Raw genomic sequence first — 11,463 nt, 5'->3', positions numbered from 1 at the left:
TTACTTGCCCTGGCCTGTGGTGCGGTTGGCATTGTTCTTCTGTTCCTGCGCGGCAGCCGCGCGTGATTCGGCGATACCCACCGCGCGTGCCGCCGCGGCCTTTTCGTCTTTCTGCAGTTCCAGCGGCTGGAACGAACCTTCCGGTGCCAGCCAGCCACCACTGAACCCGGCCCGTTCCAGGCCCTTGCGGATGTACTGGTTCTTCTTCATGACTTCCCAGACGAAGTCATCGCGGTAGTTGGCGATCATGGTCAGGATCGGGCCCTGATCGATGGCGATGTAATCGCTGGCGACCCAGCCGCGATCCGGCACCAGGCGGCCGGTCTTGATCGGGATGTCGTAGTTGAAGCTGGGGTTGAATGAATCCAGGAAGCCGTAGCTGGAGTAGATGTAATCGCCAAAGCGCTTGTGCATCTCCAGCGTGGCCGGAATCACCTGCTCCGGCGCGAACACCACCGACGCGATCGCAGCGGTGGGAGCGATGGTGCCGTCATCGAAGTTCTCGCGCAGGCCGGCGCCGCGCGAGGAGTAATGGCGGAACTGGCGCTGCTCGCCGCGATAGTCCTGGGTGGTGTTCTGTGGTCCATCACTGGCGGTCAGGCCCCACACATTCTCGCCATACTCCTTCCACTGCATCGGGTTGGCGATGGCGTACTCGCGCTGGGCCAGTGCGGCCGAGCGGCTGTTGAGGAAGTAGGTGCTGCCGCGCTCGCGCATGTACGCATCCTGGATATCGCGGAAGTCGATCCAGACGTGGCTGTACTGGTGGCCGAACAGCGGGCCGAAGGACAGGTATTCCTGGCCCTGGTAGACGCCCCAGTCGTTGTCATAGGTACGCGTCCACACCGTCCACGCATCCGGGCTGACCGGGTGCGTCGGCGAGCCCAGGGCAAGGATGTAGACCATCATCGCCTCGTTGTAGCCCATCCAGTCGTGGTCGATGAAGCCGCTCTCGGGGAACCAGCCCATCGAGATCAGCGGTGCACGCTGCTGCAGCCACGGCCAGTCGACCTTCTTGTACAACGTGTCGGCGATCTGGCGGATCTCCTTCTCACGCGGATCGTCGCCGTCGTAGTACGACTGCGCGAACAGCACTCCCATCATCAGCAGCGCGGTATCCACCGAGGACAGCTCAACCCAGCTGTCGTAGCGACGCCCTTCCTGCATGTCCAGGAAGTGGTAGTAGAAGCCCTTGTAGCCGGCCTTGCCGGTGCGCTGCGGGCCCATCGGCACGTCGCGGAAGAACTTCAGCGTGGTCAGGGTGCGGTCGATCGCCTGGTTGCGGCTGACCCAGCCGTTCTCGATGCCGATCGGGTACGCGGTCAGTGCGAAGCCGACCGAGGCGATGCTGGCGAACGGCCGCGACGGATAGCGATCCGGGGTCAGGCCATTGATCTCGTTGGTGGTATCCCAGAAGAACTGGAAGGTACGACGCTCGATGTCATCGAACAACGGCGGCAGCACCGGCTTCATCGGCCGCGGCGGTGCGTCGGCCTCGATCAGGATCACCGGCGGCCGCGGCTTGGCAGGTTCCTGCTGGGCCGGCTGGCAGGCGGCCACGGCCAGGCTCAACGCTGCGGCGGACAACAGATGGCGTGCCTGCATGGCGCGATTTCTCCGGTGGTCTGATCGATGGGAAAGCATACCGTCCAATGATCTGAAATCGTTTACAAGATGCGTTCTGAAAAAACCACGAAAAACGTGGTTTGACACCGCGATCATTGCCCATGCCGCTGCCCCCTGGCCGGCAGCGGCATGGGCAATGGACCGGCGCGGGGCCGGCCATTGCCGTTTTCAAGCAGCCGATGCCGCCGGCGGAACGGCGGCATCGGGTCGTGCATCTACATCCGGGCTTAGAAGCGGAAGCCCACTTCGGCCTTGATCTGGCGCGGCGTACCGACGATGTCGCCGGTCTCGTTGTAGCTCGCGGTCAACTTGCCATTCTTGTAGTAGTTGTAGTTCGAGAAATTGTCGAAGTTGAACACGTTGATGATGTCGATACGCGCATACAGCTCGGTATCGCCCGGCATCTTGAACGTCTTCGTCGCCTGCAGGTCGACCGAGCGATAACCGAAGATCTTGCCACCCAGCAGGAACTTGCCGTTGCCACCCGGAACCGCCGCCATCGGGGTCGGCAGGTCGAAGCCATTGGCCTGCGGCACGCCGTACCAGTCGTTGATCGCGGTCGGGGTGGCCAGGGTGATCTTGCCACCGAAGGTGATGCCCCAGAAGCCCGCATACGAACCGGTCACCACCAGGCGGTGACGCGGCGCGCCGTTGGAGCGGATGGTCGGATAATCACCGATCACGCCACGGTCGAACGCGTAGTGCTCGTTGATGTCACGGTTGTGGCGGGCGGTGGTCCAGGTATAGGCGATGGAGGTGCCCCAGCCGCTTTCTTGGGTGAACGGCTTCTGCGCCGACAACAGGATCTGGGTAGCACGGGTCTTGATGCCCTGCTGGCCGATGATCAGGCTGCCGAAGCCCGGCACGTTGCAGCTCCACGCCTGGCCCAGACCGGCTTCGGTGCCACCGCACAGACGCGGATCGTCGAAGAAGTTGCCGGTCGGGTAGCGATTACCCAGGGTGAAGGCGAAGCCGTCATAGGTGAGCGTGCGCGAGATGGTGGCGTCGGTCAGCCAGTCGCCGATCTGATTGCTCATGCCCAGGCTGAACTGGTCAGCGTAGGGGACCTTCAGATTGTTGTTCAGCAGGTCGACTTCCAGGCCGGCATTGCTGGTCGAACCGACCAGGCTCTGGAGGTTGCCGATACCGTTGAGCAGATTCGGGTTCCAGTCATAGCACGCGGCGTTGCCCTGGAAGCACTGACCGGTTGCCGGATTGCGGAAGTAGATCGTCGGCTGCGGCAGGGCCAGCTTGGTGGTTTCCAGCTGCAGGTAGTCGAACAGGTCGCGGTCGTAGGAACGACCGGCACCGCCGTGGATCACGTGCTGCTCGTCGGCATTGATGTCATACGAGAAACCCAGACGCGGCTGCCAGGCATTCTTGAATGCCTTGCGGTTGTGGCCGTTGCTGATGTAATCGTTGATGTTCAGGCCGCTCAGCGCCAGTGTGTCGGCGTAGCTCTGGCCAGCGGCGGCACGCGGATCCTGCGCGAACAGCGCATTGACCACTTCCGGCGGGGTCACGAAGTCCAGATAGGACGGGTTCTTCTCGTAGTCCCAGCGCAGGCCGAGGTTCAGCTGCAGATGGTCGTTGACCTGCCAGTCATCCTGGATGAACAGACCGATCTGCTTCACCTTCGAGCGCACTTCGCCAGACACGCCGGACACGCCGGTGACCGGCTTCACGAACTGTGCCTTGTACGGGATGCTGTCCGGGAAGGTCGGGTTGTCGATGGTGTAGTAGAACTGCGGATTGATCTGCGCCGCATCGGAGGCGTACAGGTCGATCTGCTTGTACTTGGCACCCATCTTGATGGTGTGGTCGCCCGCCCACTCGATGCCATCCAGGGTCAGGTTGTCTTCGATCGACCAGCCCTTCTGGCCCTTCACCTGCGACGACATTGCCGAGGAACCACCGATCGAGACGATGGCGCGCTCCTCGCTCTTGCCGTCCGGCGCGGTGTAGTTGAAACCGTTGCCCATGCTCAGCGGCTTGGGATTGTTGAACGAGTCCTCGTGGGTAACCATCAGCTCGTTGTAGTAACGCTCACCGCTGTGGTTCCAGCGCAGCGCGTAACGACGGTCAGTGTTCTTGGTTTCCTTGCCGTGCATCGGCGCGGTCTGGTCCGAGAACTGCTGCTGGGTTTCATCACGGTCCTGGAAGGTCAGTTCCAGGCGATCGTTGTCGGTCGGCTCGAAGTCGACCTTGGCGAAGATCAGGTCCTGCTGGAACGGCTGGCTGGCCGGGCCCAGGCCGGCCTGGGCATCAGCCGGGACGCGGTTGGCCTTGTTGGTCACCGCACCATGCGGTGCGATGGTCACCGGCAGATCGAAGCGCTTTGCTTCATAGGTCACGAAGAAGTGGGCCTTGTCCTTGACGATCGGGCCGCCCAGGGCGAAGCCGTATTCCTTCTCGGCCGAATCCTCCTTGCCCTTGCCCGGCTGACGCTCGGCCGGGGTCATCGCGCGCATGCTGTCGTTGGTATAACGGTAGAAGGTTTCACCCTTGAACTCGTTGGTACCCGACTTGGTCGCGGCCGTGACCGCTGCACTGGACACCTGGCCGTACTCGGCCTTGTAGTTGCCGGTGATGACCTTGTACTCGCCGATGGCCAGCTGCGGGAACGGGTTACCGGCACTGCCGGACTGACCGGCCACGCCGCCACCCTTGACGTAGCTCTTCTGGCCCACGCCGTCGATGTAGACGTTGGTGCCGTCGGAGTTGGTCGCGCCGCCACGCAGCGAAGTATTGCCCTTGGCATCGCGGGTGAAGATCATGCCCGGCACCGCGTCGGCGAACTCCAGGAAGTTGCGCGAGACCTGCGGGGTGGTCTGGATCTGCTGCAGGCTGACGGTCTTGCCGACTTCGGACGTGCGCACTTCCTGCAGCAGGGTCGGCGCGACGACGTTGACGGTGTCCAGGTTGGTGGCCGCGGTCGAACCCGGGGTGCTGCTGGCCGCGCCGGCAAAGTTCAGCGTCGCGGTCGAGGCCACGGTGACGGTGACCTTCTGCGACTGGCCGTTGGCGACCACGTCGTAGGTGCCTGGGTCCAGGCCCATCAGCGAGTAGCTGCCGTCGGCGCGGACGGTGCCGCGACGGACGGTGCCGGTGGCGACGTTGGTGGCGGTCACTTCGGCGCCGGCCTGGGCGCCGGATACCTGGCCGCGCAGGCTGGCATTGGCCGACTGCGCCATGACGTTCGGAGCGGCGGCCAGCATCAGGCAGCTGACCAGTGCGGTGCTCAGCAGCCGGCGTGCCGGCGTGCGGAAGGTGGTGTGCATCATCAACTCAATCTCCGGGTGGCGGTAACCGCTTGCGCGGTCCCTGCGATCAATCAAAAAAGAAGGAACGCCTCTGGCTTCAACGGCCCGATGGCGGAGTGGTGGAATCGCGAACTATCAAGCGGGGAACCAGGGTCTGCTTGTCCCCTGTCCCGTCCGTGGAGGTGCCGTCCATCAACTGCAGCAGGCGCGTCATGGCCCGGTCGCCGAGCTCGGCGATGCTGACCTGCATGGTGGTCAGCGACGGGTGGACGAAACGCGCCAGTGGAATATCATCGAAACCCGCCAGGGCCACATCGGCCGGGACACGGACCCCTGCCTGCGTGAACGCATACAGGCAGCCCAGCGCCATCATGTCGTTGGCGGCGAACACGGCATCAGGCAGCGCTCCGGCTGCCAGCAACTCCTGACCGGCGCGATGGCCGGAAGCTTCGTCGAAATCACCGGGCAGCTCGATGCCTTCGGCGCCACCGCCAAAAGCCGCCAGCGCGTCACGGAAGCCGCGCAGGCGCTCGCGCGCGTCGAAGTTGAGATCCGGGCCAGAAATGAAAGCGATGCGACGGTGGCCAGCGTCAAGCAGATGACGGGTCATCGCCATCGCACCGGCATGGTCGTCGATGCTCAGCACCGGGTGGTCCTGCCCGGGCAGATAGGTGTTGATCAACACCGTCGGCAACGACTGCGGCAGGTTGTCGGTCAGGAAGCCCGGGCTCTCGGCATAGGGCGAGAGCACCAGCAGACCGTCGACGCGGCCGCGCATGGCGCGCAGGGCCGCACCCTGCTGCTCCTGGTCACCGTGGTAGCTGGACACCAGCAGGTGCTGGCGGCGGCTACGGGCGACATTGTCGATGCCACGCATCAGCTCGGAGAAGAATTCGCCGTACAGGTCAGGCAGCACCACGCCCACCGTATTGGTGCGGCGGCTGCTCAGGCTGCGGGCGGCGGCGTGCGGGGTGTAACGCAGCCGTGCGGCGACCTCCAGCACAAGCTGGCGGACCGGTTCGGCGACATTTTCATGCCCGTTGAGCGCGCGGGAAACCGTGGCCACGGAGACCCGGGCTTCGCGTGCGACGTCTTTGATTGTGATAGCTGCCTTGTTCACGAAGCCGCCCTCCACGGCTTGGACCTACCAGCATTGGCGCGGAATGTAAGCGTTTCCATCTGGGCTTGTAAACAGTCCGTTAGGCGAATGTCCCGAAATGGACATGGAAATCTGTCTGCAGCGAGCCCCCGCGGGGACCCGCCAGGACAGTGTGGGACAAAGGCTCAGCCCTGTTCTGACGGGGTCTGCGCGCGGATGGACAACGCGTGGATGTCGGTCTCCATCATCGCCCCCAGCGCGGCGTACACCGCGCGATGCCGGGCCAGCGGGCCCAGTCCGGCAAAGCGTTCACTCACCACATGCACGTTGAAATGGCCGCGGCCATCGCGCGCACCGGCATGGCCTGCGTGGCGATGGCTGTCGTCTTCGATCTCGAGCACGCTCGGCGCCAGGGCATGCTGCAGCGCATCACGCATTCGCGAGATCCGTTCCGCGCTCACGGCAACACCTTGCGGAACGGTCGCACCTGCACGCGGGTGTAGACGCCGGCGGCCACGTACGGGTCGGCGTCGGCCCAGGCCTGGGCCTGCAGCAGCGACTCGAACTGCGCGATCACCACCGAGCCGCTGTAACCGGCCGGGCCCGGGTCTTCACTGTCCACCGCCGGGCACGGGCCGGCCAGCAGCAGGCGTCCCTCGTCGCGCAGCGCGTGCAACCGCGCCAGGTGTTCCGGCCGCGCCTGCAGCCGCTGCGCCAGCACATCCTGGCCGTCATACCCTTCGATCACATACCACACCGGCATTTCCTCGCTTGCGTTGTCGGGTCCGCAGATTCTAGCCAATGCGGCCCCTGCCCCGGCCCGGCTGGACACTGGCGCAACAAAGGCTTACCCTAGACTCCATTGCACGTGGCTGGATGCAGCAGCCCGTCGGTTTTTGCGGCCAACGCAGCCCCCGACGACCGTCCCGCTGCTTCAAACCGGTCCACCTGGCCGGGCCACGTAGACGACCTCCCCGTAGTTCCGTCGCCGCCGTTTCGTGCGGCGCGTCCTGCTGTTTGATATGTGTGGAATCGCGCCGATCCCGGCGTGTCTGGTGCCCTGGGGCTCCGTGGCGTTGGCCCGGCGAACCCGGTGCCGCGACTGGTCCGTTGCAATCCTGATGTCCATTAGATGACTTCCGAACTCGCGCTCGACGCGAACCCGCCAACCCGGCCGCCCGCCCCACAGCAGCAGGAAATGCCGCTGGCCGTGGTGCATGGGCAACCGGTCCTGCAGATTCCGCAGGACCTGTACATTCCGCCGGACGCGCTGGAAGTCATCCTGGATGCCTTCGAAGGCCCGCTGGACCTGCTGCTGTACCTGATCCGCCGCCAGAACCTGGATGTCCTGGACATTCCGGTAGCCGAGATCACCCGGCAGTACGTGGAATACATCACCGTGATGCGCGAGCTGCGCTTCGAGCTGGCCGCCGAGTACCTGGTGATGGCAGCGATCCTGGCCGAGGTGAAGTCGCGCATGCTGCTGCCGCGCCCGGTCAGCGAGGAAGGCGATGAAGCCGACCCGCGCGCCGAACTGGTGCGCCGGCTGCAGGAGTACGAACGTTTCAAGCAGGCCGCCGAGGACATCGATGCCCTGCCCCGCCAGGACCGCGACACGACGGTGGCGCACGCCTTCATGCCCGAACGCGCCACGGTGAAGCTGCCGCCGCCGGTGGACCTGAAGGAGATGCTGCTGGCCCTGCACGACGTGCTCAAGCGCGCCGAGCTGTTCAGCGGTCACGCCATCAAGCGTGAGGCACTGAGCGTGCGGCAACGCATGGGCGAAGTGCTGGGACGCCTGGAAGATGGCAAGTTCTATCGTTTTGAAGGGCTGTTCACGGCCGAAGAAGGCAAGCTGGGCGTGCTGGTCACGTTCCTGGCGGTGCTGGAACTGGCCAAGGAACAGCTGCTGGACATCGTCCAGGAAGAACCACTGGCGCCGATCTACGTGAAATCGCTGGCCGCCGGCAACACCAATGCCCCGCTGCAGTTCAGCAGCGAGTTCGACGACAACGACGCCGCCAATGCAGACGAGTGAGCGCTGACTGCCGATGGATCAACTGCTGATCAACCGCATTGTCGAGGGTGCCTTGCTGGCCTCCAGTCAGCCGCTCACCCTGGCCCAGCTGAAGGACCTGTTCCCGGAAGAGGAACCGGCACCGCCGGGCAGCATCGAACGCGCGCTGGAACGCCTGCGCGAAGCCTGCGAAGGCCGCGGCGTGGAACTGGTCGAGGTCGCCTCCGGCTTCCGCTACCAGGTGACCGGCGAAGTGCATGGCTGGATCAGCCGGCTGTGGACCGAACGCAAGACCCGTTACACCCGCGCCACCCTGGAAACCCTGGCGCTGATCGCCTACCGGCAACCGATCACTCGCGGCGAGATCGAGCAGGTACGCGGCGTGGCGGTCAGCAGCAACATCATCCAGGCGCTGGAAGAACGCGAGTGGATCCGCGTGGTCGGCCACCGCGATGTGCCCGGCAAGCCTGCGCTGTTCGGCACCACCAAGGGCTTTCTGGATTATTTCGGCCTGAAGCGATTGGATGAGCTGCCGCCTCTGTCGGAACTGAAGGAGCTGGGCGAGCTGGAACCCCAGCTGTCCCTGGACCGCGATGCGCCAGCAGCAGCAAGCGCCGACGGTCCTGACATCTCGGCCGGCGACGAAGGCGCTGCCGCGAACGATGATGCCGGCCTGGCCGGCAGTGACACCCCCGATTCCGCCGACGCAGCTCCTGCGGCGGCTATAGATGAGCAAGCACCTTCGCCCCTCGATGATGGGCACCCCGATTCCGCGCCGGGCGAGCGCGCGGTGCCAGTGAACGAACGCGAAGACAACGCCGTCGCGATGACGACCGTGGCTGTTGACCAAGCCGATTCCGAACCAGAGGCCGACCTCGAAACCGTCGGCCGGAGCAAAACTGATGAGTGACACCCCCCGTAACAAGCTCTCGCTGAAGCGCGAAGCCACCTCCGAACAGTTCAAGCTGGAAGAGCGCCTGCACAAGGTGCTGGCCCAGGCCGGCCTCGGCTCGCGCCGCGCGCTGGAACAACGCATCGCCGAAGGCCTGGTCAAGGTCAACGGTGAAGTCGCGCAGACCGGCATGTCGGTCAAGAGTGGCGACAAGATCGAGCTGGATGGCCGTGGCTTCGTCGCCACCGCCCTGGCCGAGCCGTCGCGCGTGCTGGTCTACAACAAGCCGGAAGGCGAAGTGACCACGCGCGATGATCCGGAAGGCCGCCCGACCGTATTCGAATCGCTGCCGCCGCTGAAGGGCGCGCGCTGGATCGCGATCGGCCGCCTGGACATCAACACCACCGGCCTGCTGCTGGCCACCACCGACGGTGAACTGGCCAACGCCATGATGCACCCGTCGTTCGAGGTCGAGCGCGAATACGTGGTCCGCGTGCGTGCGCCGGAAGGCGAGGAAAAGGTCTCCGACGCCATCGTCGACCGCCTCACCCGTGGCGTGGCACTGGAAGACGGCCCGGCCAAGTTCGACGAGATCGAACGCATCGGCGGCACCGACTCGCACGACTGGTTCCGCGTCGTGGTGAAGGAAGGCCGCAACCGCGAAGTGCGCCGCCTGTGGGAGTCGCAGGGCTGCCAGGTCAGCCGCCTGAAGCGCACCCGCTACGGCAAGGTGAGCCTGCCGCGCGAACTGGCCCGCGGCCATTCGGTGGAACTGGGCACCACGCAGGTTGAAGCCCTGCGCGCGCAGCTGAAGCTGGAAGAAGGCGCGCCGTCGGCACTGACGCTGCAGCCGGTGATCGGCCAGCGCCGCGCCGCCAAGACCACCGTGCGCGTGCGCGAAGGTGGCCGCGGCAACGCCTACGTCAACGGCCACAACACCGCCGACGAGGGCCGCGAGCTGCGTCGTTTCGATAACGTCCGCGAAGACCGCGGCCGTGGTCGCGGCGGCAAGGGCGGCGGCTTCAAGGGTGGCCTGACGGTCAGCGGTGAAGCGGCAGCCAAGCAGTCGCAGAAGCCGTTCAAGCAGCGCGCCCAGAAGAACGATCGTTCGCTGCCGGAAGGCAACCCGGCCGCGTTCCGCACCTGGTACGTGCCGGATGGCGTGAGCACCGGCCCGAGCGGCCATCGCAATGCCGGCCCGGGCGCCCGTGGCCCCGGTGCCCGTGGTCCGGGTGCAGGCGGCCAGGGCCGTCCGTATGGCAAGCCGAAGGGTCCGGGCGCAGGCGCCGGTGGCGGCCAGGGCCGTGGCGGTTTCGGCGGTGAAGGCCGTGGCGGCGCAGGCGGCCAGGGTCGTCCGGCCGGTGCGGGCAACCGCTCGCAGGGCCAGGGCAACAAGCACCCGTACGGCCATCCGGGCAATGCCCCGAGCTTCCCGTCCGACCACGCCACGCCGGGCTTCAACCCGTATGGCAGCCCCAAGCCGGCACAGGGCGCCCGTCCGGGCGGTCGCGGTCCGGGTGGTGGCAACCGTGGTCCGGGCGGCAATCGCGGCCCCGGCGGTCCGGGTGGCAACCGTGGCCCGGGTGGCCCCGGCGGCAACCGCGGTCCGGGCGGCCCGCGCCGCAGCGGCCCGCGCGGCGGCTGATCACCGGCACGCCTGAAATGAAAAACCCCGGCGCAGGCCGGGGTTTTTCGTTGAAAAGGGGACGGAGGGGATTAAGTCGTTTTTGCCACGGTCTGTGTCGAAGGGGCGAAAGCGACTTAATCCCCTCCGTCCCCTTTTGCGTGGCGCTGGAACGCGGCGGGCGTGGTGCCGGTCATGCTGCGGAAGAAGGCGATGAACGGGCTCTCGGCGGAGAAGCCGGTGTCCTGCGCCACATGCGCGACGCGATGACCCAGCAGCAGCAACTCCATGGCCCGCATCAGTCGCCATTGCTGGCGCCAGGCCTGGTAGCTCATGCCGGTATCACGCTGCATCAACCGGCCGACGGTACGCGCGCTCAGGCCCGTGCGCGCGGCCAGCTCCCCCAGTTCGGGCGGCAGCTGCTCGGCCAGCGGCAGACAACGTGCGATCCGCGGATCACGCGGTAAAGGCAGGTCCATCGGCGCCACCGGTGCAGCGGCGATTTCCAGCACGCACAACGCCAGTTGATGGTGCGCGCGCGGCGACTGCCAGTCATGGTCGAACGGCGCCTGCGCGATCGGTTCCAGCAAGGCCTGCAGCAGCGGACCGACGCCGATGATCGCCGGCTGCCGGGGCAGCTGGGCCGACAGGGTGGCGTCGAAGTACAACGAACGGTAGTCGACTGCCTGGCGCATCTGCGCACGATGGCGCAGCCCACCCGGAATCCACGCCGCGCGCGCGGGCGGCAACAGGCTGACGCGGTCACCGTAGGTCAGGCGCGTACAGCCCTGTCGGGTGTACAGCAGCTGCGCGCGTGCATGCTGGTGCCAACCCGAGTCGTGATCCGCCAGTGAGGCCGCGATCCCCAGCACCGGAGCCCTCCAGGCATCGGCATCGAAGTGCGCGTCGGGCTGCAACCAGGCCATGTCCTATTCTATACAT

At 65.8% G+C, this 11,463-nt stretch carries 9 protein-coding genes; 3 read left to right on the top strand and 6 right to left on the bottom strand.

The features are described 5' to 3' along the window. The 5 genes from RI032_RS16020 to RI032_RS16000 form a co-directional block, all read right to left on the bottom strand. Positions 1 to 1,605 carry a glucoamylase family protein gene (locus RI032_RS16020; protein ID WP_322547303.1) on the bottom strand — a complete coding sequence of 535 codons (1,605 nt, stop codon included), beginning with the start codon at positions 1,603 to 1,605 and terminating at the stop codon, positions 1 to 3. A gap of 248 nt (positions 1,606 to 1,853) precedes the next feature. Then, positions 1,854 to 4,910 (bottom strand): TonB-dependent receptor, encoded by a 3,057-nt coding sequence (locus RI032_RS16015; RefSeq protein WP_049408975.1) that lies wholly within the window; start codon positions 4,908 to 4,910, stop codon positions 1,854 to 1,856. Between the two features lie 76 nt (positions 4,911 to 4,986). After that, a complete protein-coding gene (locus tag RI032_RS16010) occupies positions 4,987 to 6,024 on the bottom strand; it encodes a LacI family DNA-binding transcriptional regulator (RefSeq protein WP_019336632.1) in 1,038 nt (345 codons plus the stop codon). A 149-nt stretch (positions 6,025 to 6,173) separates the two neighbouring features. Then, positions 6,174 to 6,449, bottom strand: a complete 276-nt coding sequence (locus RI032_RS16005) for a BolA family protein (RefSeq protein WP_019336633.1) — start codon at positions 6,447 to 6,449, stop codon at positions 6,174 to 6,176. Further along, positions 6,446 to 6,745: a YciI family protein gene (locus RI032_RS16000; protein ID WP_029550673.1), complete on the bottom strand. Its 300-nt coding sequence runs from the start codon at positions 6,743 to 6,745 to the stop codon at positions 6,446 to 6,448. Before RI032_RS16000 ends, RI032_RS16005 begins: the two co-directional genes overlap by 4 nt. 375 nt (positions 6,746 to 7,120) lie before the next feature. Here RI032_RS16000 and RI032_RS15995 point away from each other — a divergent pair, with 375 nt between their 5' ends. Genes RI032_RS15995 through RI032_RS15985 form a run of 3 tightly spaced genes read left to right on the top strand, consistent with a single transcriptional unit; the run spans position 7,121 to position 10,542 of the window. Continuing rightward, positions 7,121 to 8,026 carry a segregation and condensation protein A gene (locus RI032_RS15995; protein WP_010486714.1) on the top strand — a complete coding sequence of 302 codons (906 nt, stop codon included), beginning with the start codon at positions 7,121 to 7,123 and terminating at the stop codon, positions 8,024 to 8,026. 13 nt (positions 8,027 to 8,039) lie between these two features. Then, complete coding sequence (gene scpB, locus RI032_RS15990; protein ID WP_257471185.1) at positions 8,040 to 8,915, top strand: SMC-Scp complex subunit ScpB; 876 nt, start codon at positions 8,040 to 8,042, stop codon at positions 8,913 to 8,915. Continuing rightward, positions 8,908 to 10,542 carry a pseudouridine synthase gene (locus tag RI032_RS15985; RefSeq protein WP_049408982.1) on the top strand — a complete coding sequence of 545 codons (1,635 nt, stop codon included), beginning with the start codon at positions 8,908 to 8,910 and terminating at the stop codon, positions 10,540 to 10,542. The genes scpB and RI032_RS15985 overlap by 8 nt, the downstream gene beginning before the upstream one ends. Positions 10,543 to 10,658: 116 nt before the next feature. Here RI032_RS15985 and RI032_RS15980 read toward each other — a convergent pair whose 3' ends face one another. Beyond that, entirely contained in the window at positions 10,659 to 11,447 is a 789-nt protein-coding gene (locus RI032_RS15980) for an AraC family transcriptional regulator (protein WP_053443302.1), read from the bottom strand. Between the last annotated feature and the right edge of the window lie 16 nt (positions 11,448 to 11,463).

This window comes from Stenotrophomonas geniculata (assembly GCF_034508895.1).
Taxonomy (GTDB): Bacteria; Pseudomonadota; Gammaproteobacteria; order Xanthomonadales; family Xanthomonadaceae; genus Stenotrophomonas; species Stenotrophomonas geniculata.
The sequence above is the reverse complement of the archived record's forward strand: the minus strand, read 5'-3'. Positions and strand labels throughout refer to the sequence as shown.

Excerpts from the sequence above, each read along its gene's own strand:
- RI032_RS16020 (WP_322547303.1), bottom strand. The coding sequence starts at position 1,605 with ATGCAGGCACGCCATCTGTTGTCCGCCGCAGCGTTGAGCCTGGCCGTG.
- RI032_RS16015 (WP_049408975.1), bottom strand. The coding sequence starts at position 4,910 with ATGATGCACACCACCTTCCGCACGCCGGCACGCCGGCTGCTGAGCACC.
- RI032_RS15995 (WP_010486714.1), top strand. The coding sequence starts at position 7,121 with ATGACTTCCGAACTCGCGCTCGACGCGAACCCGCCAACCCGGCCGCCC.
- scpB (WP_257471185.1), top strand. The coding sequence starts at position 8,040 with ATGGATCAACTGCTGATCAACCGCATTGTCGAGGGTGCCTTGCTGGCC.
- RI032_RS15985 (WP_049408982.1), top strand. The coding sequence starts at position 8,908 with ATGAGTGACACCCCCCGTAACAAGCTCTCGCTGAAGCGCGAAGCCACC.
- RI032_RS15980 (WP_053443302.1), bottom strand. The coding sequence starts at position 11,447 with ATGGCCTGGTTGCAGCCCGACGCGCACTTCGATGCCGATGCCTGGAGG.